The sequence below is a fragment of the Pseudoalteromonas sp. J010 genome (assembly GCF_003934235.1).
Taxonomy (GTDB): domain Bacteria; phylum Pseudomonadota; class Gammaproteobacteria; order Enterobacterales; family Alteromonadaceae; genus Pseudoalteromonas; species Pseudoalteromonas peptidolytica.
In genome coordinates this window covers 15,223-40,026 of record NZ_RDBW01000025.1, presented here as the reverse complement: position 1 = coordinate 40,026, position 24,804 = coordinate 15,223, and the positions used below count along the sequence as shown (strand labels likewise).

Annotated in this window: 20 protein-coding genes; 12 read left to right on the top strand and 8 right to left on the bottom strand. The window is 41.6% G+C overall.

Annotated features, from left to right (window positions below; all coding sequences use genetic code 11):
- Positions 1-376: 376 nt before the first annotated feature.
- Positions 377-4,864, bottom strand: a complete 4,488-nt coding sequence (locus tag EAG18_RS14240) for an EAL domain-containing protein (RefSeq protein WP_125253043.1) — start codon at positions 4,862-4,864, stop codon at positions 377-379.
- Positions 4,865-5,598: 734 nt separating this feature from the next.
- Between EAG18_RS14240 and EAG18_RS14235 the strand changes: the two genes are divergently transcribed.
- Positions 5,599-5,793, top strand: coding sequence for a (2Fe-2S)-binding protein (locus tag EAG18_RS14235; RefSeq protein WP_125253042.1), 195 nt, complete (start codon positions 5,599-5,601; stop codon positions 5,791-5,793).
- A 33-nt stretch (positions 5,794-5,826) separates the two neighbouring features.
- Here EAG18_RS14235 and bfr (EAG18_RS14230) read toward each other — a convergent pair whose 3' ends face one another.
- Positions 5,827-6,291, bottom strand: a complete 465-nt coding sequence (gene bfr / locus EAG18_RS14230; protein WP_125253041.1) for a bacterioferritin — start codon at positions 6,289-6,291, stop codon at positions 5,827-5,829.
- A 14-nt stretch (positions 6,292-6,305) separates the two neighbouring features.
- Positions 6,306-6,773: a bacterioferritin gene (bfr, locus tag EAG18_RS14225; RefSeq protein ID WP_125253040.1), complete on the bottom strand. Its 468-nt coding sequence runs from the start codon at positions 6,771-6,773 to the stop codon at positions 6,306-6,308.
- Between the two features lie 270 nt (positions 6,774-7,043).
- Here bfr (EAG18_RS14225) and EAG18_RS14220 point away from each other — a divergent pair, with 270 nt between their 5' ends.
- The 10 genes from EAG18_RS14220 to EAG18_RS14175 all read left to right on the top strand — a co-directional run bounded on the left by EAG18_RS14220 (position 7,044) and on the right by EAG18_RS14175 (position 18,844).
- A complete protein-coding gene (locus tag EAG18_RS14220) occupies positions 7,044-7,370 on the top strand; it encodes a hypothetical protein (RefSeq protein WP_125253039.1) in 327 nt (108 codons plus the stop codon).
- A gap of 729 nt (positions 7,371-8,099) precedes the next feature.
- Complete coding sequence (locus EAG18_RS14215) at positions 8,100-9,221, top strand: efflux RND transporter periplasmic adaptor subunit (RefSeq protein ID WP_125253038.1); 1,122 nt, start codon at positions 8,100-8,102, stop codon at positions 9,219-9,221.
- Between the two features lie 12 nt (positions 9,222-9,233).
- On the top strand, positions 9,234-12,362 hold the full coding sequence (locus tag EAG18_RS14210) for a CusA/CzcA family heavy metal efflux RND transporter (protein WP_125253068.1): 3,129 nt from the start codon (positions 9,234-9,236) through the stop codon (positions 12,360-12,362).
- A gap of 263 nt (positions 12,363-12,625) precedes the next feature.
- Complete coding sequence (locus EAG18_RS14205) at positions 12,626-13,144, top strand: hypothetical protein (protein WP_125253037.1); 519 nt, start codon at positions 12,626-12,628, stop codon at positions 13,142-13,144.
- Between the two features lie 14 nt (positions 13,145-13,158).
- Positions 13,159-13,779, top strand: coding sequence for a superoxide dismutase (locus tag EAG18_RS14200; protein WP_125253036.1), 621 nt, complete (start codon positions 13,159-13,161; stop codon positions 13,777-13,779).
- Positions 13,780-13,955: 176 nt separating this feature from the next.
- Positions 13,956-15,314, top strand: coding sequence for an AlkA N-terminal domain-containing protein (locus tag EAG18_RS14195; RefSeq protein ID WP_125253035.1), 1,359 nt, complete (start codon positions 13,956-13,958; stop codon positions 15,312-15,314).
- Entirely contained in the window at positions 15,311-15,772 is a 462-nt protein-coding gene (locus EAG18_RS14190) for a methylated-DNA--[protein]-cysteine S-methyltransferase (RefSeq protein WP_125253034.1), read from the top strand. The genes EAG18_RS14195 and EAG18_RS14190 overlap by 4 nt, the downstream gene beginning before the upstream one ends.
- A gap of 56 nt (positions 15,773-15,828) precedes the next feature.
- On the top strand, positions 15,829-16,602 hold the full coding sequence (locus EAG18_RS14185; protein WP_275557301.1) for a transporter substrate-binding domain-containing protein: 774 nt from the start codon (positions 15,829-15,831) through the stop codon (positions 16,600-16,602).
- 56 nt (positions 16,603-16,658) lie between these two features.
- Entirely contained in the window at positions 16,659-17,240 is a 582-nt protein-coding gene (locus EAG18_RS14180) for a thymidine kinase (protein ID WP_125253033.1), read from the top strand.
- 170 nt (positions 17,241-17,410) lie between these two features.
- The gene (locus tag EAG18_RS14175; protein WP_275557300.1) at positions 17,411-18,844 is read left to right on the top strand and encodes an ATP-binding protein; all 1,434 of its coding nucleotides are present in this window, start codon (positions 17,411-17,413) and stop codon (positions 18,842-18,844) included.
- 24 nt (positions 18,845-18,868) lie between these two features.
- Here EAG18_RS14175 and EAG18_RS14170 read toward each other — a convergent pair whose 3' ends face one another.
- The 5 genes from EAG18_RS14170 to EAG18_RS14150 form a co-directional block, all read right to left on the bottom strand.
- Entirely contained in the window at positions 18,869-19,513 is a 645-nt protein-coding gene (locus EAG18_RS14170) for a 2OG-Fe(II) oxygenase (protein ID WP_125253032.1), read from the bottom strand.
- Positions 19,514-19,583: 70 nt separating this feature from the next.
- Positions 19,584-20,057 (bottom strand): low molecular weight protein-tyrosine-phosphatase, encoded by a 474-nt coding sequence (locus tag EAG18_RS14165; protein WP_125253031.1) that lies wholly within the window; start codon positions 20,055-20,057, stop codon positions 19,584-19,586.
- Between the two features lie 151 nt (positions 20,058-20,208).
- Complete coding sequence (hmpA, locus tag EAG18_RS14160; RefSeq protein WP_125253030.1) at positions 20,209-21,381, bottom strand: NO-inducible flavohemoprotein; 1,173 nt, start codon at positions 21,379-21,381, stop codon at positions 20,209-20,211.
- Positions 21,382-21,459: 78 nt separating this feature from the next.
- Positions 21,460-22,677 carry an NnrS family protein gene (locus tag EAG18_RS14155; RefSeq protein WP_125253029.1) on the bottom strand — a complete coding sequence of 406 codons (1,218 nt, stop codon included), beginning with the start codon at positions 22,675-22,677 and terminating at the stop codon, positions 21,460-21,462.
- The gene (locus tag EAG18_RS14150) at positions 22,678-22,893 is read right to left on the bottom strand and encodes a hypothetical protein (RefSeq protein WP_125253028.1); all 216 of its coding nucleotides are present in this window, start codon (positions 22,891-22,893) and stop codon (positions 22,678-22,680) included.
- A 164-nt stretch (positions 22,894-23,057) separates the two neighbouring features.
- Here EAG18_RS14150 and norR point away from each other — a divergent pair, with 164 nt between their 5' ends.
- Positions 23,058-24,620, top strand: a complete 1,563-nt coding sequence (gene norR / locus EAG18_RS14145; RefSeq protein WP_125253027.1) for a nitric oxide reductase transcriptional regulator NorR — start codon at positions 23,058-23,060, stop codon at positions 24,618-24,620.
- Positions 24,621-24,804: the final 184 nt, after the last annotated feature.

Sequence of the window (24,804 nt, the reverse complement as noted above, 5' to 3'; positions counted from 1 at the left end):
TTTTTGCCGCTTGCAGAGATAAAGCTTAACAAGTGAACGCCTTTGAAAGTATAGTTTATACTTTCATCTAGAATAAAATAATACGTTCTTTCTCTGTCTACACAAATACATGGACAGCACAGCTAGAGCCTATTGCAACTAGCTGCGCTAGCTAATGTCGTGGTTATTACACCAATTATCTTAATTAAGTGGTCTATTTAGAGGTGAGAAAATCTTGTCGATAACCCCGCTACCGCGTCCGGCTATCGCCAAGGTACCTACCTCTGTGTAGGCAAGGTAAAGACTTTGCTATTTAGTTGTTCTAAAAAGAGATTTTTAACGCTGTTAGCGTCAGATTTACTCCTTCAAATTGATTAAGTGTTAAGTCTAATTGGTATTATTCCCGAGCGCTTTCATGTTGGGTATAAAACTCGAGAAGTGCCTTGATGGCCATGGGTTTGGCAAAGAAATAGCCTTGCATATACTCACACCCCACATCGCGTAAATAGCTCAGTTGATGTTCGTTTTCAACACCCTCGGCTATACATTTCATATTCAAGCTTTGCGCGAGTAAATGGATAGTTCTAATAATTGATTTATTTGCTGGCTTTTCAGTCATATTTCTAACGAATCCTTGATCGATTTTAATAAAGTCCAAGGGAAACTCATTAAGGTAGGTAAGAGACGAAAAGCCGGTACCAAAGTCATCTAATAACAAAACAAAATTAGCACGTTTCATTTCATTTATTGTAGCGCGCGCTTTAACTAAATCAGACATAAATATTGACTCTGTTATTTCTAGTCTTAAATTGTTGCTGGTCAGGCCATGTGCCTGAAGTACTTCACTGAATTGGTAGGCAATATCTGATCGTAGAATATGCACTGCGCTTAAATTGATTGATAAATAGAAATTCGGCGACTGTTCAAATAAAGGTCTCAACTCGGATAAAGCTCTGAGAAGGGCTTGTTCAGTTAGTACTTCTATCAGTCCATTTTCTTCTGCGATAGGGATAAAGTCACTCGGAGGGATCCTCTCACCATCATGATCCCAACGCAGAAGTAACTCAACGCCTGCAAGGTGTCCCGTTGTGGTGTTGATTATAGGCTGATAGTGATTAAAAAACGCATTGCCCTTTACTGCTGTTTTCATTGCGGTTTCAAGCTTCAGCTTTTTGCTGATTTCTGCATTCATGGACTCAGTAAAGAACTTAAAAGCATTACGTCCAGACTGTTTTGCATGGATCATCGCAATGTCTGCATTTCTAATTAGGGTATCTGAATCTGGTGCATCGAATGGATAAACAGCGATCCCGATACTTGCAGAAACACTCATAGTAATTCCATCAATCTCTATGCGTTCAGGGATCCGCTGTACCAATCGTTTGACAACATCACTCACAATCTCAATGCTTGCAAAGGACTTGATGAGAACCAGAAACTCATCACCACTTTGACGTGCGAGGATACAGTCATCATTGAGCTGCTCTTGAATTCTATTGGTGATTGCAATCAATAATTTATCTCCAATCCGATGACCATAAGCATCATTTATTGGTTTAAATCTATCTAAATCGAGAAAGAGCAGGACGCAACTTTGATGGTTGTTGCTCGCATTGAAAATCGCAAATTCAATGTGTTGTAACATTAAGCTGCGATTAGGTAATTGTGTTAGTGCGTCATAATTTGCCAGATACCTTAATTCATTTTCGGCTTTTTTCTGCTCAGTGAGATCTGTCACCACGACGACAAAGTACTCAAGCGTGATATTGTCTTTTGAAACAGCACTGATACTAAGTTGGACTGGATGAAGGTTATCCCAGCTATCAGTTACTTGAACCTCTTGTCGTAAATATTGGTTTGGGCCGAGCGATTTGAGCTTGCCAATGAGCCCTTGAAAGCGCGTTTCTCCTATTGCGTTAATAAAACGCTCTGCAGTTAAGGTACTTAATGCTTCATCTTCTTGCAATTGGAAGGCTTTGCAAAAGCTACTATTTACAGAAATTGGCTGTAAGCGAGGGTCGAGAATTAAAATCCAGTCATTTACTTGGCTGAATGCTTCACCAAGCATATTTGCACGCATTTGATGTGCTTTTTGCGTGGTTACATTCGTGTATATGCCATGTAGCTCTACCGCCTTTCCCGATGCGTCAAACTCAGCTACTTGGCCAAAGTCGTGAAACCAATGCCAGTTATCGTCATTACAACGTAGCCGATAAGATAGGGAGAGCTGCTCTTTTGTCGGGTTCGCAATGAATTTCCTCCAAGCACGCTCAACTAACTCCCGGTCATCAGGGTGAATAGCATTGTAGTGATCTTGAAGTGTCATCGCCTCAGCCTCAAACCCCAATGCTAGCGCACGTTGTTGAGTAATTTTTCTTGTTGATATGTTAGCTGACCATACGCCGCTTTGAGTTGAGCGCAGAGCCAGTTTTGTTTGTTCACTTGCTTGAGTAACGGCCTTTAAAGCGGTTTTTAGTTGCCGTTGCTTTTGTTTATGTTTAATCACAAAAAAGACCAATAGTAGAGCAGCAGCAAGGCAATATAAAGCAATAGAGAGAGGTGAACGCCATGGTGAATAAGCAACGCTGAACTCCAAATCTACACTCGCTTGTGAGTTATCATTAACCATTGAGTGTGCAGATATGGCCAGAGTGTAATTACCTGGTGCCACTTGATTTAAAAATAGCTTGTTTCCTTTTAAATTTGAAAGTGATGAATGACTTTTGCCGTTTAACTGCGCTTGATATTGTGGCTGATGGTAGGCATTAAAATTAAAATCTGAAAATTGTAACTCAATGCCCATATCGTCGAATCTAAAATCTAATGCGTTTGCTATTTCGTTCGGTGCTATATAGCGTCGTTGCTGGCTCAGCACATCTATTTGGGTTAGTCGTAGGTTTCTCGTGGGATTAGGGCTGTCTAGAAACTGATCTGGATTAAATTGCACGGCGCCGTTTACAGTGCCAAATAATAGTTCGCCAGTGTGAGATGTTGCAGCTGCACCACCGTTAAACTCGGAGCTGGGTAATCCTTGAGGCATTGCAAAGATTTGTAAATTTTTACTTGTAGGATCAAACCTGATAAGCCCTCTTTGACTACTCGACCACACGATGCCATTTGTATCGATTAAGACAGTGTATAGGGTGTTACTTGGTAGCCCCTGTTTAGTGGTTAGATGCAGCTCTGTTTCAAAGGTTGTTTGATTCAGCTGTATCAACCCTTGTGTTGATGTCGCGAGCCATAGTTGACCCGAGGAGGTGCTACGCCAGCTGGTGATTGCAAAAGATGGTGAGTCACTCGGTGGTTGATACACAGTATTAAGCGTATTGGTTGCTTTGTTATATCTTAATAGACCTTGATCTGTGCTAATCCAATAGTTTGAATTATCACCAAATATTGGTGGTAGCATTAAAAAGTTTTCAGATGTCGGTAGCTGCTTCGACAAGCCAATGAGCTTGCGTACAATGTTATCTTTAGCATCATATTCGTAATAACCATCGCTACTGATAAAAGGAAAGTAACGTTCTGAATATTTTGCCATCCCCCAGCCATAGCGAGAAAAGAGCGTGCCATCTGGTGTTGGAATATGCTGAATCTTTCTTGTTTTAGTGTTGAATAATGAGGTCTTTGATGCGCTCTGGATCAGGTAAGTCTGTGTCGGTAAATGCTGAGACTTCATGACCGTGAAAACTGCATTGCTACCATATACAGCTTTGGGTTCTCTATTTTGTAGATAAGTGGTGATGAACTGATGGCTACGAGCGTCAAACTCATTGATGCCATTTTCTGTGCCAAGTAGTATTGTACGATTGTCAGTGGTGGCAATTGACCAGATATTGTTATTGGTGAATTTATCCTGCACTGCAGCGATAGGGCGAAATCGTAATGAGTTAGACGGCCAAAAGTACACGCCACTGTTATGAGTACCCAGCCACAAATTGTGGTGTTTATCAGCGTAAAGCTGAGTGATACTCGGATCTGCTATATGATACTTACTTTCAGTTAAAGACAGCACTTTCTCGCTACTTTTGCCTGTTCTATCTATTGAATACAAGCCATGTTCAGTTGCAATAAACTCTCCGTATGGCGTGATTTGGTGTCCCCATATATTTTTATCAGAAACCAATTTATAACTTTTGGATACGACTAAGCCTTCCTTGCTTAACGGAACTACGAATAGCCCTTCGACAGTCCCAACCAAAAGACCCAAAGCGGAGTCTTTTTTTAACAATTTAACATTGCGCGATAGTTCGGAATTAGATTGGTTATATTTAATTTCAGTTAGTTGTCCACTTGCGAGTGAGTAGGTAAAAAGCCCTTCAGTTGTTCCAACTGCAACAAAGTTGTCTACGAGCGTAATTGCGCGGATATGCTTATCAGCATCGAGGTGAACGAGCGCTCTAGAGCGAAGCGTATCGAGATTTAAGCTGTAAAGAACACTGTTTATTGCAAACAGGATATTATTTTTATGAGGGATAGCGGTCGTGATTGGTATAGGGAAGCCATTGCTATCTATGTGTTTGCCTTTGTAAATATGTTTGGTTTTATAGCTATTAATATCAAGTAAAAAAGCACCATTCATTCGCGTAGAAACTAAGATGTTATTTTCTGATAGGGGAAAAAGGCCGACGATTTCTTGCTCATTCAAATTAGCGCTGGTGTTAATATTGGTTACTGTATTGCCGTCATATCTGTTTAAGCCCTGCAAAGTGCCAATCCAAATAAAGCCATATTTGTCTTGAGTGATAGCGGTAATGGCTGACTGACTCAGGCCCTCTTCGACGGACAGCCTAGAGGTGTGCAGGCTAACATTGTGGGCATGGCTGGGGGGAATTATGCAGCAATAAAAAAATAATATTAAAAAACACAATAGCGTTTGTTTCATTAAAAGACCTTTCTATATCCAATCTGGCTTAGTCCTTTAATCCGAAATCATAAAAACAAGCTGTTATGATCTACTTTTATAACGCTTCAGCTGAGACGCGAAGTCTAGCGGAATTATTATCGAAAGATCAACAAGAAATATCACTACTTCACAATAACCTTAACATTTTATATACCTTGTTTGTGCTGACATAGTGCGACATCATTTTGTCATAGGACTATTGTTCAAAAGCTTTGTTGTTGTGCGTGGTTCAATTATACGTTGCTTTGCTGATGCCCTAGAGGTTAGCAGCTTTTTTTCTATCTGCTTATACCAATTATCTTTATTACGTGGCTTATTTTGAGGCGAGAAAATTTTGTCGATAACTCCGCTACCGCGTCCTGCTTTCGCTAAGGTACCTACATCCATATAGGCAAGGCAAAAGTTTTGCTATTTCGTTGTTCTAAATGAGCAATTTTTAACGCGGTTAGCGTCAGATTTACTCCCTCAAATTGAGCAAGTATCAAGTCTAATTGATATTAAGTCCTGCTAACCTCAACAGCAAATTGATAGATGCAATGTGTAGTCGGAAGTAACGGATCATCTTTGTTTACAGCTATGATTGCAGGGGATAGCCCCTACCTCTTTTAGTGAAAAGAAAATTATTCTTATTTATCGATAATGATACTGTTGATAATTGTTATCGTTTAGATTAAACTGATTCCAGTTAATGAGTTTGAGATTGGTTTTTATTTATGTACGTATGTATTTGCCATGGAGTGACAGATAAAAAGATTGCAGAAACTATCGACGAGGGTGCTCGCTCGATGCGCGATCTTAGCCAGACATTATCAGTAGGAACGCAGTGTGGTAAGTGTTGTAACTGTGCAAAGAAGATATTAAATGAAAAGCTAATTGCAATCGTTGATGTTACCGAACAGGTTGCGTAACTAAACTATACGCAACCATCGTTGTGTTTCAATCTACAGTTGAGACTGAAGGTAGTTCTCAATACCCATCACTTTGATCAGGTGCTGCTGAGTCTCCAGCCAATCTATTTGTTCTTCTTGCTCATTTTGAATTTTGTCGAGCGCCTCGCGGCTGATATAATCTTGCTTCTCTTCACAGAGCTTAATTGCTGCTTGTAAATCTACCAAAGACGTTTGCTCAAACGTCATATTACAGTCGATCATTTCAGCACTATTTTCACCTATTTGTAATCGACCTAAATCTTGTAGATTTGGCAATCCTTCTAGAAATAAAATACGTTCAATCAAGCGATCGGCGTTCTTCATTTTTTGAATTGATACTTTATAGTCTGCCTTATCAAGCTGTGAAAAACCAAAATCTTTAAACATGCGTGCATGCAGAAAGTATTGGTTGATACCAACTAACTCATTGGCGAGCACTTTGTTCAGCGCTATGATGACGTCTTTATCACCTTTCATAGTCGGTTCCTTCTTTAAAGCTGAGATTGGATATAATTAGGCGCACCAATAAGATCAATCAGTCGGATCTGCTGTTCAAGCCAGTAAACATGATCTTCTTCGGTATCGAATAATAACTTTTCGAGGGTTTCACGCGATTGATAATCTTGTTCCTCTTCACAGATTTTTATTGCGTCTTTGACACACTCAACCACCTCTAGCTCTAATTTTAAATCATTCTGCATCATGGACTTTACGTCTTTACCTATCAGTAGATCACGACGCTTAGTCATGTCTGGAACGCCTTCTAAGAATAGAATACGCTTGATTAGCCAATCTGCGTGGGTAGTTTCCTCTTCACGTTCATGTTCGAGGCGCTGATAAAGTTTATCTAGACCCCAGTCTTCATACATGCGTGAATGAATGAAATACTGATCGATAGCTGCAAGCTCGTTGGCTAATAGCTTATTAAATGCGTCAATGACTTTTTGTTTACCTTGCATGCTGTTACCTCAAACTATGAATATGTCGCTAGTCTAACGAATTAATTTTGAGTGTCAATAAAAAATCTTTATAAAACAGGGTGTTATATATTGATTATAATTCGCATTTAAGTTGATGTTATGGCCTGCCAATACAAATTATTGTTATTTCACTTTGAATAAAAAGTGAGTAATGCCAAATTTATTAAAGATTAAATATTAAGCTGCTATTGACACGCTATAAGTAAGTGGTAAATTTAAGGAAATTTCTAAATTAGGTGCAGGGCAGGTTTGGCAAAACTGATTATGTTGATATTGGTGCTACTGGTATCGGTTCAGTCCGTCAACCTTTTTGCGTCTGAAGCTAGCCTCCACCAAATAGAAATAGCTCACTTGCAGCAACCTCATGACCATGCTGAAGACGCTAGCATGGAGAATAAAGAACACCATACTCAGGATTGCCACCACTGTGGCCATTGCAGTGGCACACATTTAACGATAGTCATTGTGAAATCTCCAATAGCGCTTTCTGTGTATACTCACAGCGAAGCCTATAGTCAGGCTCCTGCCAAAGTTCGTACTTTTGTTGAGCAAACTCACCGCCCCCCAATCGTTTAAGCAGTAGCAATCAACGAACATTGTGTCGTTGATATTAGCTTTTTACTGATCCTATTTTTTGATTTTTTATAAAGCTAATGTCTTTTGTGTTCTTTGATGATACTGCCCAATAAAGCGCTATACCAAAAGGTCAGCCTCAGTCGCATTCATGTCAATTGCATTAATTTATCGACTTGGCTTTGGTTTCATACCAATTTGACTTAATACTTGCTCAATTTGAAGGAGTAAATCTGACGCTAACCACGTTAAAAATTTCTCATTTAGAACAACTAAATAGCARAATTTTTGCCTAGTTATCGACAAGATTTTTTCGCCTCAAAATAGATCACTTAATTAAGCAAATTGGTATCACTTTTCTGATATAGCGCCCACTTTTTTCAATACCATTTTGTCCCAAAGCGGCTCAATTAAATGAGCAAATTTGGCGATTACAACACGTGCAAGCGGTGTTATCGCCAACAGTGGTTCGCCTAAAAATAAACCACTTAATTAAGCAAATTGGTATAAAGTCGAAGCTTGTTTACGAGTTTGAGCTGTTGTGCGGGTATTACATCGCTCCTCGTATTACAACAGAACCATTTTAAACGTGTGGTAAATATCAATTAAGCGAATTGGTAGCACCCAAATTTTGAATAAGGAATGAGCTCACTTAGCGGTATTAAGCTCACATTAAATTTATGCCTCATTCAAACCGCAGGGTAAGCGCGTTTCACAATATAAGAGTGTCAAATGCAAATCTTAAAAAATTGCACTTTCTGTTTAATGTTCACGGCGATGTCTAGCTCATCTGTATATGCAGGTGAAAGTCATGATGATGGTGACCACGCTGTGCATGAAAATGACAATCAAATCGTTCTCACCCAACAACAACTAGATTTTGCTGGAGTTAAAATCGAAACGCTACAATTGCAACACCATGAGCGACTCTATTTTGCGCCAGGTGAAGTGAAAGCTAATGGTTATACCAGCTATCTTGTTGCACCTCGAGTGGACTCTATTGTACTGGAGCGCCATACCACATTAGGTTCAATGGTCGAGGTTAATGAGCCTTTGATCACTTTGTTTTCCGAAGCGATGGCGCAAGCACAGTCACAATATCTAATTGCGTCAACGCAGTGGGATAGAGTTAAACGCTTGAGTTCAACAGCCATTAGTGAGCGAGCACGTGTTCAAGCGAATGCTGACTTTAGTGCCGCTTATTCGAGGTTAGTAGCACTGGGAGTCGAAGGTACAGCGATCGATGCAATTAAACATAAACCAGCAAGTGAGTTTGGGCACTATACCTTAGTTGCCCAGCGTGCAGGGATTGTGACTCAAGACTCATTCACTCAAGGGCAGCATGTCACAGCAGGCAAAACCTTAATGGCGATCTCCGATGAAAACGAGTTATGGGTAGATGCGCAGATACAACCGAGTTCACAACTTAAATTAACGTCCGATATAAAAGCATGGGTTAATGTTGAAGGCAAAGATCACGAAGCCCAAGTTATTCAAGAAGCCCACACACTAGATCCAATCACTCGAACTCGACGGGTACGCCTGTTGGTAAAAAACTCAGAACACAAACTGCATGCCGGTATGTTTGTTAATGTTTATTTCCGTATCCCTTCAACAGCACAAGCTATAGCTGTACCTGATGATGCGCTAAATCGCAGCACTGATGGTGATTGGGTGGTCTATGTTGAAGCCTCGCCAGGTACGTTTTATCCCAAAGAAGTGCAACTGGGCGAACGTTTTGGTGAACAGGTTGAAATTATTGGATTAAGTCCAGGTCAACGTATTGCAATCAACGGTGCGTTTTTTATTGCATCAGAGCAGGCGAAGGCAGGCTTTGATCCACATAATCACTGAGGAAGCTTCATGATGTTTAATAGAATAATCGACTTGTCAGTAAATAACCGGCTACTCAGCGTGCTGTTCTTAATAGTGATTGTTGCGGTATCCGCTGCCAGTACTCCCAAACTTAATTTGGATGCGTTTCCTGATGTCACCAATGTACAGGTCGCGGTTAACACAGAAGCTCCTGGGCTTGCAGCAGAAGAAGTTGAACAATTGATCACATATCCAATTGAGGCAACTATGTATGCCCTGCCAGATGTGGAGCAAGTACGTTCTATTTCCAAAACAGGGTTATCTGGTGTAACAGTTGTATTTAAAGAAGGCACTGATATCTATTTTGCAAGGCAGCTGGTATTCGAACGATTAGAAGCTGCAAAAGCACTTATTCCCGATGGCGTTGGCACGCCTGAAATGGGTCCTAATACATCAGGACTTGGGCAAATATTTCAGTATATGCTTAGGACTAAAGAGGGAGCTGAGTATGATGCGATGGCGCTACGTAGCCTCAATGATTGGGTCGTAAAGCTATTAATAATGCCAATTGATGGTGTGACAGAGGTATTGTCATTTGGTGGTGATGTGCGCCAGTACCAAGTTCATATCGATCCAAATAAGCTGCTAGCTTATGCGCTATCTCAGCAGGATGTTATCAATGCGATAGAGCGTAATAACCAAAATGTTGGGGGCTGGTATCTGCAACATGGTCAAACGCAGTTAGTGKTCAGGGGCACAGGTTGGTTTAAAAGTGGTGAGCGGGGAGTTGAAGAGATTGCTAATGCGCCAATCAAAACCATAGATGGCACTGTTGTGAAAGTGGCACAAGTCGCGACGGTTTCTGTCGGAGCTGAGATCCGCCAAGGTGCTGTAACAATGTCAAAAAAACGAGAGTCCGGCGAGGTGGAACAATTGGGTGAAATTGTTACAGGTATTGTACTTAAGAGAATGGGAGCCAACACTAAAACCACGATAGATAGTATCCAAAGTCGTATTGCACTGATAAATCAAGCATTACCGGAAGGGGTAATATTTGAGCCATTCTATGATCAATCAGATTTGATCAGTAAAGCCGTACACACTGTTGTGAAAGCGCTAATATTGGCTTTTGTTTTTATTGTCGTCGTACTGGCACTATTTCTTATGAATCTTCGAGCGACCTTTCTTGTACTTATATCTATCCCAACCTCTATTGCGATGGCACTTTTTGTAATGGCTTGGTATGGAGTGTCAGCTAACTTGATGTCGCTTGGGGGAATTGCAGTGGCAATTGGGATGTTAGTCGATGGCTCGGTTGTAATGGTAGAAAACATCTTTAGACGTATCATACAAAACGATCCCAAGGGCGATAACGCTATTATTCAAGTCGTAAAACTTGCCTCAAAGGAAGTTGCAAGGCCGATTTTTTTTGCTGCCAGTATTATTTTAGTTGTTTTTACGCCACTTTTTAGCTTTGAAGGGGTTGAGGCAAAGTTATTTCACCCTATGGCAATTAGTATCATTTTGGCGGTGGTGGCTGCGGTATTTGTTGCATTAGTGATTGTACCGGCTTTGGCTGTTTATGTTTTTAAATTTGGCGTCGAACAGAGAGAAAGTTATGTACTGACGCGATTAGAAAAAGCATATCGCCTGAGCTTAAGCCGAGTAATGTACTGGCGAAAGTCGTTACTTATGGTTGTTCTATCACTCACGGCGATGGCGGGTTTCACATTTACTCAAATAGGCACTGAGTTTGTGCCTGAGCTAGAGGAGGGAACGATTAACCTTAGGGTTACCTTAGCCCCCTCTGCAAGCCTAGAGACTGCTCTTGATGTTGCACCTAAACTAGAAAGAATATTACTAACATTTCCAGAAGTAACTTATGCCTTAAGCCGGATTGGTCGCGCAGAGATTGGCGGCGACCCTGAACCTGTAAATAATATTGAAATTTATGTTGGACTACAACCTGTAGCACTGTGGCAAAGTGCACACAGCCGAGACGAGCTACAAACACTGATGGAAGAAAAGCTGCAAGCGCATCCCGGCTTACTTTTCAATTTCTCGCAGCCAATCGCCACTCGTGTAGATGAATTACTCTCAGGAGTAAAGGCACAGCTGGCCATAAAGCTGTTTGGCCCAGAGTTGGCAGTATTAGCAACAAAGGGCCAAGAAATAGAAGCCGTAGTGTCACAAGTTGAAGGCACACAGAGCGTACAATTGGAACAGGTTACAGGGGAAGCGCAGCTAGTTGTTACACCTAAGCGCCAAGTTCTGTCCCGCTATGGACTGGCTGTGAGTGATGTAATGACCTTGGTACAAGATGGGATCGGGGGGAAGCAGGCTGGGCAAGTTATCAATGGCAATGAGCGCTATGACATATATGTGCGTTTAGCACCTGAGTACCGCCAAACTAAAGAGGCGATTGAACAGATACGTATACAATCAAGTTCCGGCGCTTGGATCCGGCTGTCTGATGTGGCGCATGTTGAGTATCAATCTGGTTCACCCCAAGTGAGGCGGGATGATGTTCAGCGTAGAGTGGTCATACAAGCCAATGTGCAAGGTCGAGATATGGGGAGCGTTGTAAACGATATTCGCAAAGCTATTGATAGTAAAGTTGATTTACCTAGCGGTTATGGGATTGAAATTGGTGGCCAGTTCGAAAACCAGCAACGTGCTCAGCAACGGCTGGCTTTGGTTATCCCTATGTCTTTATTATTGATCACATTGCTACTTTATTTAGCATTTGGCTCAATTGCACAGGCTCTGCTCATTTTAGTCAATGTGCCCCTCGCGGTGATTGGCGGGGTATTTTCGTTATACCTTTCAGGTCAGTACCTATCGGTGCCAAGTTCGGTCGGGTTTATTACTTTATTCGGTGTTGCGGTGCTCAATGGAGTGGTGATGGTTGATAGTATCAATGCACGTATCGCCAGAGGTGAAGCTATACATCATAGTGTATTTGAAGGTGCTACTTCTCGCTTACGACCCGTACTGATGACCGCTATTACCTCAGCTTTAGGGCTTATACCAATGTTGTTTTCGTCCGGTGTTGGGGCGGAAATTCAAAGGCCACTTGCTAGTGTTATTGTTGGTGGATTATTCACGTCAACTTTACTGACGCTGTTTGTATTGCCTGCGTTCTATCCTCTATTCTCCAAACGGAGCAATCATAAATAAATGAAGCGGGTGGTTCTCACCCGCATTCAAAGAGTGTCATTGATGACCATGTTATCAAAAAACCTCACCAGATCTTAACGATGGTCTTACTCAAAAGTTAGCACTACACCACTATACGGCGGAGCTTACCCGGGAATTATTCTCACTTTCTGAGTTGTGCTAACGTAAATAAAAATGGTTTGCATTAGTGTTATTGTGATCATATAGTGTGTCTAAGCTCGGGTTAGCTTCTGGTAAAGCTTAAGGTTAAATAAGGGTTAAATATGAAAGGTTCTATGGTTGGCGATGCGAACTACACAATCTCTGATACTTGCGAGTTTTCTGCTGTGCTGTCTCCTTGGCAAGCTAAAATAATGTCGGGTAATCAAGCATATAAAGCACAAACATTCTTGCGTGCCCGCGATGAATATCAGTCCGCATTGGTACTGGCTACTCGGATTTTGGACGAGTTCTTATTGTACCAAAAAGATAATATCGTGATTGGTGCCATTGAGCACAGTTTGCCAGCAGTAGTGGTATCGGCGCATAATCTTGCAGACACATTCATTGCGCTTGAACAACCTAATCGTGCCTGTGCACAGCTCACTTCTGTTCATTTTAAAGTGCACGAAGTTTTTAGTCAGTTGGAGAGTGAAGTCGCGGCTATTGCCCTTCACCATTTGCATAAAACGCGTCAAGAACTCATACATTTTGCCAAACGTTACCCACACCTACCTGAGCTCATTCATCATATTAACGAAGCGATGCTGAATACGCATATACGAGGGCGCGCTTTACACTAAAACTTGGAGGTCGAATGGCTTTTACATTACCTAATTTACCTTATGCTTATGACGCGTTAGAACCACATATCGACGCAAAGACAATGGAGATCCATCATACTTTGCATCATCAAACATATATAAATAAAGCGAATGCGGCACTCGAGGGTACAAAATTTGCTGATGACAGCACTGAAAGTCTGCTGCGAAACATAAAAGCCCTCCCAGAAAATTTGCAAAAAGCAGTACAAGAACACGTTGGAGGTCATGATAATCACAGCTTATTTTGGCAAATAATGACGCCTAATTTTCTCCCGTTAGGTGATGGTGCGCTGAAACAAGCGATAGAGCAGGAACTCGGTGGATATGAGCAATTTAAAACAGAGTTTACCAACGCCGCGGTGAGCCGCTTTGGTAGTGGGTGGGCATGGTTAGTGGTTGATGAAGATGGCAAGTTATTGATAACAAGTAGCCTTAATCAAGACAGTCCGTTTATGGCTCAACAAACACCTATCCTTGGCTTAGACGTGTGGGAGCACGCTTATTATCTTAAATATCAAAACCGCCGCCCAGAATATATCGCCGCTTTTTATCATGTTATAAACTGGTCAGAAGTAGAAAGAAGATATAACGAAGCCGTCGGTAAACTGGCCTAACTTTAAAAAATAGAGCTGCATTTTTAGCGCAGGAGTTAGTACTGGTCGTAACTCAATGCTAACCCCTGCTTTTGTACTTATTAATATCATAACTTATGTGATTGAGTGCCAAAAATGGCTAGTTTGCGACTTCCATAGCCAGTAGACTGATACAAAACGATGTATGAGCTACGGTCATGTATACACCAGAGGTTTGTTCTGAAGCCAGAAATAGCCGCGATGCTAGGTTTGATGGCTTATTTTTTGTTGCTGTTAAAAGCACCGGTATTTATTGTCGGCCAATTTGTCCAGCACCTGCTGCCAAAGAAAGTAATGTGGAATACTTTCAGTTTGCCCATAATGCTGCTCAAGCAGGTTTTAGGCCTTGTATTCGGTGCCGCCCCGATAGTGCGCCTGGAAGTTATGCGTGGCTTGGAACAGAAACGACAGCTGTCAGAGCTAAAAAGCTAATAGATGAGGGAGCTTTGTTGCGCAGCTCAACCTCATGTTTAGCAGAGCGACTAGGTATATCCGTCAGATACCTCAATAAGATATTTAGTCATTATTTCGGTACCAGCCCTAAACAATATGCGTTGTACAAGCAGTGTGACTTGGCTAAACAGCTGTTGCAACAAACCGACCTTCCTGTAACGCAAGTTGCTTTTGCCGCAGGGTTTAAGTCATTGAGGCGATTTAACGATGCGTTTCAGAAGTTATATCAGTTATCACCAAGCCGGTTTAGAAAGGGAACAAACCGCGATGCTTTGATCTCAATTTATTTATCTTACCGCCCTCCATATAATTGGCAAAGCATGCAGCAATTTTTGGCTAAACGAATTGTCTCAAATCTAGAATGGTTGAATGAACAAAGTTATGGTCGCACTGTCACTGTTCAGGGGATAACAGGGCGTTTTTGCGCAACCATAGAACCACACAAACATCGTTTTAAAGTTGATGTTACCTTGTCTGATTTATCATTATTAGTGCCGATGATTGCACAGATCAGGCGAGTGCTAGACTTAGATGCAGATACACACTTTATCGAATCACATCTTCGCAAAGCAGCGCCTGATTTACGTTTACAAGAAGGGCTAAGATTGCCTGGAATTTGGGACGAATTTGAAGCAGGGATCAGAGCCATTTTGGGTCAACAAATCAGTGTTCAGGCAGCAAAGAACCTATTGACCTTACTGGTGAGTGAACTTGGGGAGAAGACCGAAGATGGCATGCAATATTTTCCATCAGCGCAGGCGGTGTTTGATAGCGAATTAGTATTTTTTAATATGCCAGCAAGTCGTAAAGCTGCTGTTCGCGCGTTTGCGCAGCAATATGTTGAACAACCACAAGTTGACATTGATAGTTGGCAAAATATAAAAGGGATTGGTCCGTGGACTGTGAATTATGCAAAAATGCGAGGATTGAGTCACCCTGATATTTATTTAGGCGGCGACTTAGGGGTAAAAAAAGCCCTAGAAAAGTCGCAGCAAGCAATAAATGTCGACAAATGTGCGCCGTTTCGTTCTTATTTAACTTTTCAACTTTGGCAACTATTATGATAGAAACTACATTGGCGTCACCTGTTGGCGAGTGGATAATTCAAGCATCCGATAAGGGGTTAAGTTATGTCGGTTTCTTCCCAAAAACGCGATACGAGTACGGGGAGAATCAACATTCAACCATGGCGAAGTGCCAATTACGCGAGTACTTTGCAGGCAAGCGTAAGCAGTTTGATGTGTCTTTGGATGTAGCAGGTACAGACTTTCAAAAGCAGGTTTGGCATGTATTGGCGAAAGTTCCCTTTGGCACGACTTACTCCTATGGTTGGATAGCCAAGCAATTAGCTAACCCCAACGCGGTAAGGGCGGTTGGTGCTGCAAATGGTAAAAATCCCATAAGTATTATTGTACCCTGTCATCGCATTATTGGCGCAAATGGCAAACTGACAGGGTATGCAGGTGGAATTGAGGCTAAACGTTGGCTTTTACAACATGAAGGGGTTATCTGCGAAAAATAGCATATACTGTTAAACAAGGCGTATAATTCGTTTGCAAAGTACACTTGGAGATACGGTTGAGATTTTTTTTAGTCCTCTGTTTTTTTGCTAGTATGCCTCTGATTGCAGCTACAGAGGTACGTTTTTGTTACGAGGATAAACATGCACCACCGTTTATACATGGAGCAGGGCAAGTAGTACCTGCTGAAAATCCGGGGGTGACGATAGAGATTGTAAAGCAACTAGACGCTCAGCTATCGACCATTCGCATTAATTATGTGAGAAAACCTTGGAGCCGTTGCTTACACGAGTTAGAGCAGGGCAAGGTAGATGCAGTGGTAGCGAGCTATCGTCAATCAAGAGATAAACACATGGCATATCCCAAGCGAGCAGATGGTAAAATTGACAACCGCTACGCTATAAATAAGATTGGTGTGTGTTTATTACAAAGTATCGCTAACGACACCAAAATTACACTCCAAGACGCGGTTGAACTTGCTGTGCCAAGAGGATACGCAATTAAAGAGAGTATGCCAGCCAATTTTTCAGTATTCGAAACCGATTCCTTAGAAAATGCAATTACGTTAGTTGAAAATGATCTACTAGATGCGACAATAGGGTTGTGCCAGATCGGTAATATGCCGATTACGCTTTCACCTCCATTTAATCGTCTTAAGCCAGTGTTCCCGCCACTAGAGACCACCTTTGGCTTTATGGCTTTTTCTAAACAATTCTATCAGCTATATCCAGACGCCAGCTGGCTGTTGTGGCGTGAAAGTCAGCGGATTGATCTAGATAAAATGTACCAGCTGTACTTGGATGCCCAGTCTGAAGACTCAGATAAGCAATAGACCTTTGTCCGCTTAGTCAGTAAACTACCACGAATTTTTATCTACAAATAACCATTATGGCTCAGCTTTATTTTTATTACTCGGCAATGAATGCTGGTAAATCAACGACTTTACTACAATCGGCATTTAATTATAGAGAGCGGGGCATGCGCCCTTTTATTATCACGGCGGCCATAGATAACCGCGCAGGAGTCGGCAAGGTTGCTTCTCGTATTGGTTTAGAGGCCGAGGCACATGTTTTTGAAAACCATACCGATGTTAAAGCACTCCTCAGTGATGCCCATGGTAATAATAAAATTGACTGTGTTTTGGTAGATGAATGTCAGTTTTTGACTAAATCTCAGGTGGCTGAGCTTACAGATATCGTTGACGAGTTGCGTATCCCTGTGCTGTGTTATGGACTTAGGACCGACTTTCGCGGGGAGCTTTTTGAGGGCTCTCAATACTTACTCGCTTGGGCTGACAAGTTAATTGAACTCAAAACTATCTGTCATTGTGGTCGCAAAGCGAACCGTGTATTACGAACGGATGAACATGGAAAAGCGATTGCGGATGGCGATCAAGTCGTTATCGGTGGCAATGATAGGTATGTGTCGCTTTGTCGTAAACATTATAAAGAGGCATTAAGCAGTAACTAATCATCAAGACTGACCGCTAAATTTCTCGTGATTGAGCCTCTTGAGGAGATAATAACAGCATCCTCAAGAGGCTTTTTGGGTTAGATAAACCGCACAAAACAATTTCTGTTTTATCCGTATGATTTGGAAAAACACGTAGCTTGTACCATGCTTTAAAAAAACGAAAGAGTATGAGCACGATGGACAAGCAGCGGGCGTTATCATTTTTAAGCCAGTCGGAACCGGCTAAACCTATATCTGCAAACCTAGTAAAACCTTGGGTTGTTTTGATCGTGGATGATGAGCCAGAAGTGCATCAAGTCACTCAACTTGTACTGTCTTCATACCGCTTCGAACAACAACCACTTGAGCTCGTTCACGCCTACAGTAAAAAAGAAGCGATAAACATACTTAACTCAAGAACAGATGTCGCACTTGTTCTACTTGACGTGATAATGGAAAGTGAAGAAGCGGGCTTGGAGTGTGTGCAATATATCCGAGAAGTACTAGGTTATCATCAAGTACGTATCGTACTCAGAACTGGTCAGCCCGCTGCCATACCTGAGCATGAGCTAATGTTACGCTATGATATTAATGATTATAAAAATAAAACTGATCTTACTAAATCCAGACTGTTTACGACATTAACCAGCTCACTGCGATCCTACCAAGATCTTCAACGTTTAGCGTTACTTACCGAAGAGTTAACGGCATTAAATGAGGGCTTAGAAGACAAGGTAAAACAGCGAACACATGAAATAGAAGCCTCTAATAAAGCATTACGACAAGCATATGATCGGATAGCCAAGCAGCAACAAGCACTCGTTCAATCTGAAAAGCTAGCGTCAGTTGGTCAATTGGCTGCTGGCGTTGCCCACGAAATTAATAATCCATTAGCTTACCTCAAAAGTAATTTAGAGTTTGTACAAAGCACGTTAGTTAAACTTTATAAAGCTTGGCAGACGGTCGCTTCTCAATCTCAGCTTTGTAATGAAGTTCTCAATAATATAGAGACAGAGTACCAACTTAACTGGACACTAAGTGAAAGTGACGATGTAATAGCTGATATGCATTCAGGGTTAGATAGGATCCAGTTAATTGTTAAAGAGTTGAGCATTTTTTTCGAGAGCAATCAGACTCAATTTCAATTAGTTGACTTTTATACGCAGATTTTAGACCCTGTAGTGATTAATTTAGAACTCGATGGCGTAAGTTTACAATTGATTGAGTTTGATAAAGGAGACGGATTTGAGCTCTTTTGTGCTCCTGCGCTGTTAGAACACAGCTTATACTGTATCATTAGAAATGCCTTAGAGAGCTCTAGCAGGCTAAGTCAAACCATCAAAGTAAAAGTCAAACTTATTGATGAGCATATCCAATTTACAGTGTCTGACACTGGAGAAGGAATAGATACTGAGCTGATCCATAGAGTATTTGATCCCTTCTACACCACTAAATTATCTGACAAGCATGTTGGTCTAGGACTCACGGTTGCCTCAAGTATTATTAAGTCTCATGGTGGGCAGCTACACATTCAATCTCAGGTAGGCAAAGGCACTGATGTTACAATTACCATCCCTTTAGTTCAGCCAGCTTTGAACAGAAATACGTCTGACGGTAAATAGTTGTGCTTTCGTTAGCATACATAGCTACCTTGGGGGATCAATCGCATGGTTAATGCTGGTATTCACTCTAAACCACCCCGCGACTGAGTAACGCTTTTTGTTGGCCACGAGCACCTCGTGAGGAAATTCGTCACTTAGAAATGTGACCAACGTGCCGTAACTGGGCGTTACCGTTGTCAAAATTTGCTCGTGGTTGTTAGGGTTATACACCACTAATTCGCCGCCATCTTTAGCTGACCAAGACTGGTTTAAATAAAGTACCGTCGTCAAAACTCGGTTTGCTTTACCTTTAAAAGCATCCACATGTTTTTTATAAAAAGCACCCGGAGGGTAGACAGCAAAGTGGCTTTCATAGCTAAAAAGCCCCATAAATAGGCGTCTATTTAGGTATGTTTTCAGCTCTGCCATATTGTCTAACCAAGCAGCTTCTAGCTCGTTGTTAGCATCGAGCCAATGTATTTTGTCTCTGCGAATTTTCTGGTTTTGTTCACGCTCGGTAAGGCGGCCAATACCTGCCTGCTTAAAATCTGAGCTCGTCAGTTCAGCGATCCTTATTTCTAATTTGGATAAAATCTCTGAGCCGATAAAGTTGGGTAATATGCTGATCCCAGTTGATTGTAAGTCTTGTGCTATTTTCTCGAATGGGAATGTTAAGTCTAAATCTAACAAAAGCCGCGTCCTTATATTCGCAAAGACGCCTTTTTACCTTGTTGTGGTGCTGCAATCCAGCAAGTTAATTTTACCTTGTCGACAAACAAATTTTGTTAATGATGTTTTTACTCGCAGCTTCTATTAAATCAAGTACTAGCTCAAAACCATGAGTACCTCCATAGTAAGGATCGGGTATCTCATGCTCATTGAGGTCACCAAATTCAAGAAAAAGCATTATTTTGTCTTCTAAGCCACTTGGGCAAAGTGCGAGTAAATCTCGACGATTTGACTTATCTGCACATAGTATTAAATCGTAGTCTTCAAAATCACTGGGCTTTACTTGTTGTGCTGAAATCCCTGAGAAGTCATATCCTCGAGCCTCGCCAGCAATGACGCTGCGGGGATCAGGCAAGCTCCCTTGGTGATAACCAATGGTGCCTGCGGATCCAATCTCAATGCTACAGTCTGTTTGTGCTAGTTGATGTCTTAGTACGGCCTCCATAGTTGGAGAGCGGCAGATGTTTCCCATACATACGACTAAAATATTTGAAATTGAGCTCACGCGTCTATCCTTTTTAACTTCACCTTGGCGAAAGTTTACCGATTTTTTGATAAGAGCAAAACAAAAAGCACCAATCACGGTGCTTTTTATGCCTAAATTATCCGAAGCTCAGGTTAAATTAATTGAGCGTTAAGATAAGTGGGTGTCTGTGCTATGAACTGGGCAAGTTTTCATGTGGGCCAAAGACTTCATAATAAATACGTGAAGGGCTTACGCCTGCTCTTAACAATTGAGCCTTAATTGCTGCCATAAAGGAAAGTGGCCCACACAAGTAAAACTCTCCATGTGCACAGGGTAACGATGCTGCGACTGCACTGATATCCATAAACCCAGGTAATGCGTTATGCTCTTTTGACTCCAACCAATTAGTTACAGAAAATTGTTTAATTCCTTTACCTAGCTCGTTAATTTCACCAAGAAATCCTAAATCTTCGAACGTTTTGTTGGCATGTAAAAAGTATGCCTCAATGTCGGGCATCGTTTGACTATGGACTGCTAGCATACTAAGCATCGGTGTAATTCCCACACCAGCACTAATATAGATCTTTGGACGGTTTGTCTCTTTAGCAGTAAAATCTCCGGCTGGTGGCGTTAGTTTTACCGTATCTCCTGCTTTCAAAGTATGTAAATATTGGGAAACGAGACCATCTGATTTTACCGAAATTCTAAAATGTTTGCTGTTAGGTGCCGCTGACAGAGAGTATTGACGTATTTGTGAAGGTGTTTGAGCGCTTGCTGGCACAAATACTGAAACAAACTGTCCTGCTTTAAATTTAGGTATGGCTTTGCCATCACATGGGCTTAAATAAAAGCTTTTAATGTTTGGCGTGTGATTGACAACTTCATCAATATAAAAATCTCGTGTCCCCTGCCAACCGCCTACCTGCTGAAGGGCATGTTGGTAAAGCCCATGTTCAGCGGTAATAAATAGATCGGCTAAAAATTGGTATGCAGAGATCCAGGCCTGTTCTACCTCATGGGTAAATTGTTCTTTTAATTCTGTTTTAAGCGTATTTATTAAATGATGACCAACGATGTTGTATTGCGCTGGCGATATTCCTAGACTGACATGCTTATGGTTGATCCGTAAAATTGCATCATTAAGTACGCCAGGCTGATCAATATAAGTAGCGTAAGCGGCCAGCGCTGAAAATAAAGCTAATGGTTGGCTACCTGAGGTTTGATGAGATTGATTGAATACGCCTCTCAGTTCGGGGTGCTCAGTGAACATGTTGTGGTAAAACTTCGCTGTGATTTCTGGGCCAACTTTTGCGAGTAACGGCGCGCTTTGCTTCACCAATCTAATCGTTTCATTTGTAAGCATGATTGTTTTGTCTCCAATGTAATGTGAGTAGCCTGAGGTTTGAATAATGAATGCCTTACCCAAACCTCAGGTGAAGTATTAACCCTGTCGCCCATCGAGGCGTTGTTTTAACAGCATTGGGCTAAAGGTGATAAGAAAAAGAAAAAAACCAAACACCCACATTAATGCACTGATCAGCCAAGCGTTGTGGGGGCTTGTAAAGTGAATGAGAAACGCGCGGCTTATACCTGCTGCTACAATGCAGGTAAACGCAATCGTTGTGCTGAGATGAGTAGTTAAAGATCTACCGGTATGTCCGAGGGTAACTCTAGCCATCATGCTTAAAATCATTAAGCTCATCCCGCTGATAGCGACAAGATGTAAGTGGTCACGCCAGAATGCTAAATGGTAGATGCGATTATAGGCACATAGCAACAGCCCAGCAGCGATTGCAAAGTAAGACACGTAGAGCGACCAGAGCAAGGGAACTTTGACCAGTCGTATATCAAACCAGTACACAGCTCTGACAAGGTGTAAACAACCTAATATCAAAAGGCAGCTATTCAAATAATGCGCATGAAGAAATGATGATTGTAGCGGTGAGATACATACGCACAGTATCGCCAGATAAAAAATGGCACGGTCTACCGTTCGGATAGCGGGTTTTTGATCTTTCTGTAGACCTCTGGCAATAAAAAATGGGATCACACGGCCGCTAACAACACCAATTAACAACATGTATGCTATCAAAGAAGATTGACTAAGTAGGCCTACTTGTAAGAAATCACCATTATTAAGTGCGGTTAAAAATGCGATATTGCAGCATCCAATCACACCGACAGAAAATATAAAAACTCGATTGTTTTTTGACCTTGCTGTGATAATAACTGAGCTTAAGTTAACCAGTAACAGCAGCCAAAATGTAGCTTGCAATAATAGCGTAAGGGTAGCGGAGCTTTGTGGAATAAAAAAACTCAATCTTGCAGCGAGCCAAATGCCACAGAGAGACAGTAAGGCTGCGCCATTGAGTGTGGCTTTTTGTGTCCAGTTTTGAGCGGCCGTTAATAAAAAACCCGCAACGACAGCGCCTGCAAAGCCAAACAACATCTCATGAGCGTGCCAGTAAATGGCTGGATATTTATGGTGCCACTCTAGTTGACCGTTCAATATGAATATCCAGACTGAAATACTCAAAACGGCGCTTAGACCAGCGAGCATAAACAAGGGTCTGAAGCCAAGCATGAGTAATGGCCAAGTTGTTAACTTATGCCATCTGAATTGTATAGCTGTTGGGTCTTGTGGCTGGAGCAGTGGCATTTATCTTACCTCCATACCCAAGTGATAAAGGCAAGCACAGCGTACAACATAGGCAACTTTAATAATGGCTGCGAAAATAATCGTACTAATATGTGCAGTAATTTGCGAGTTCAGACTAAAGTGTTCGGCATTGATGTAACTAATTTGCAGCGATAGCAAAAACGCAATAAATGATATCAAGATGACAATATTGCTGTACTTTAAAAGATGGCTCATGTGGTGCACTCATTTAACAAGATAAGTATGAGTGGCTACAGCATGTATTAGGCCAACTTTTAAAACCATTATTATTCAAAGTCTTATGTTTTTATTGTTGTCATTTGAGTCATTTTGACCCACTATTGCTCTGTGTTAATAAAAACCATTAGAGTCATTTTGACATGAATGCTTTAGAACTCTCAAAATTGCTTGAGCTGAGTATGGCTTTATCGAAGCACGTAGTTGGTCAGGATAGTGCTGCACTCAAGCAATATTCAAAAACGCTGATCTTTTCATTGAATCAATGTGTCACCGCAGACGCCATAGCGGTTTTATCCGGCGATAAACAAGCGCTGACTATTCTAGCCAGTAATGGCTTGAGTGAAGATGCTATAGGGAGGCGCTTTTTACTAAAGCAGCAGCCGCGCCTCAACGCGATCGTTGCGGCAGACGGCATAGTCAGCTTTGCTCATGATAGCACTCACCCAGATCCTTATGATGGCTTACTATTGGCGCAAGAGAATAGGCTACCCGTACATGCTTGCATGGGGTTTAAGTTGATGTTACCCAATAATATATTGGTAGTGACGTTCGACAGTCTCAGACCAGAGAGCTTCCAATCATATTCAGATACCTATTTGAATATGCTGAGCAATATAGTGTTATATCAAACTCAACGAGTGCAAGAGTCGATTACATTTTACAATCAAGCCCGTGCGCACAAGGCTATTCAACCTCCAAAGATGGAAAAAAAACACGCGTTGGTGGGTGAAAGTGTGAGCATGCAGACACTGAAAGCAGAAGTAGAGCTGGTGGCGAGCTCGGACTTCAATGTATTAATACAAGGTGATACGGGCACAGGAAAAGAGCTAGTCGCAAAACACGTACATCAGCTTTCTGCAAGGGCGGATAAGCCCTTTGTTCAAATTAACTGCGCGGCGTTACCTGATACGATTGCCGAAAGTGAACTTTTTGGTCATGTCAAAGGCGCATTTACAGGAGCAGATAAAGACCGTTTAGGTAAGTTTTTGATGGCAGATGGCGGTACTTTGTTTTTAGATGAAGTGGGTGAGTTAAGCCTGTTACTCCAGAGCAAGCTACTGCGAGCTTTACAAAGTGGTGAAGTTCAAGCAGTTGGTGCTGACGAGATCCGCGTGGTAAATGTAAGGGTAGTAGCCGCGACTAATCGAGATTTACAACACGAAATTAAGCAAGGCAAGTTTAGGGCTGATTTATACCATCGACTCTGTGTTTATCCTTTACATGTGCCAACATTGACAGAGCGGCTAGACGATATACCGCTTTTGGTAGGCTTTTTCCTTGAACAGTTACGAACGACGTTAAATGTAAAACAAGTTGTCATGGACAAATTAACGCTAACTAAACTGTTGCAACATGATTGGCCGGGAAATGTCAGGGAGCTAGAGCATTGTATTAGTCGCGCGGCACTCAAAGCCAAGCATCAACAGTGGCAGGCAGACATCATAGAGATCCAGCAAATTGATATACCTATTAAGTCAACCTCCGAAATGCCTGCATCACTGATATCGGGTACTCCTCGTTCACAACACCAAGTCAGCATGAAATCTGCTGTCGAGGGGTTGCAAAAGCAGCTCATTATTGACGCGATGGAACAGAATCAGATGAACTGGTCAGCGGCAGCCCGTCAACTGGAGCTTGATAGAGCGAATTTAGTGAGACTTGCAAAACGTCTTGGGGTTGATTTGAAAAAGCAGTTTGGTTGACCATCTGCTGATTATTTCTAACTATTCGGACGGAACTCTAAGCTTAATGAAAATTGTTATTAATACTCTTATAAGTTGTTTATTTTAAAAGAGTATATTAAGAAAATTGTTATTTTTATTTAATCTTGCCAAGAACAAATATTGAACTAGTGTTATAAAGCGTCAACTGACATTTTAGGGGGCC

Excerpts from the sequence above, each read along its gene's own strand:
- EAG18_RS14155 (WP_125253029.1), bottom strand. The coding sequence starts at position 22,677 with ATGCCACTGCTCCAGCCACAAGACCCAACAGCTATACAATTCAGATGG.
- bfr (WP_125253041.1), bottom strand. The coding sequence starts at position 6,291 with ATGAAAGGTGATAAAGACGTCATCATAGCGCTGAACAAAGTGCTCGCC.
- EAG18_RS14240 (WP_125253043.1), bottom strand. The coding sequence starts at position 4,864 with ATGAAACAAACGCTATTGTGTTTTTTAATATTATTTTTTTATTGCTGC.
- EAG18_RS14175 (WP_275557300.1), top strand. The coding sequence starts at position 17,411 with ATGAGCACGATGGACAAGCAGCGGGCGTTATCATTTTTAAGCCAGTCG.
- norR (WP_125253027.1), top strand. The coding sequence starts at position 23,058 with ATGAATGCTTTAGAACTCTCAAAATTGCTTGAGCTGAGTATGGCTTTA.
- EAG18_RS14150 (WP_125253028.1), bottom strand. The coding sequence starts at position 22,893 with ATGAGCCATCTTTTAAAGTACAGCAATATTGTCATCTTGATATCATTT.
- hmpA (WP_125253030.1), bottom strand. The coding sequence starts at position 21,381 with ATGCTTACAAATGAAACGATTAGATTGGTGAAGCAAAGCGCGCCGTTA.
- EAG18_RS14195 (WP_125253035.1), top strand. The coding sequence starts at position 13,956 with ATGTATACACCAGAGGTTTGTTCTGAAGCCAGAAATAGCCGCGATGCT.
- EAG18_RS14190 (WP_125253034.1), top strand. The coding sequence starts at position 15,311 with ATGATAGAAACTACATTGGCGTCACCTGTTGGCGAGTGGATAATTCAA.
- EAG18_RS14235 (WP_125253042.1), top strand. The coding sequence starts at position 5,599 with ATGTACGTATGTATTTGCCATGGAGTGACAGATAAAAAGATTGCAGAA.
- EAG18_RS14180 (WP_125253033.1), top strand. The coding sequence starts at position 16,659 with ATGGCTCAGCTTTATTTTTATTACTCGGCAATGAATGCTGGTAAATCA.
- bfr (WP_125253040.1), bottom strand. The coding sequence starts at position 6,773 with ATGCAAGGTAAACAAAAAGTCATTGACGCATTTAATAAGCTATTAGCC.
- EAG18_RS14200 (WP_125253036.1), top strand. The coding sequence starts at position 13,159 with ATGGCTTTTACATTACCTAATTTACCTTATGCTTATGACGCGTTAGAA.
- EAG18_RS14205 (WP_125253037.1), top strand. The coding sequence starts at position 12,626 with ATGAAAGGTTCTATGGTTGGCGATGCGAACTACACAATCTCTGATACT.
- EAG18_RS14215 (WP_125253038.1), top strand. The coding sequence starts at position 8,100 with ATGCAAATCTTAAAAAATTGCACTTTCTGTTTAATGTTCACGGCGATG.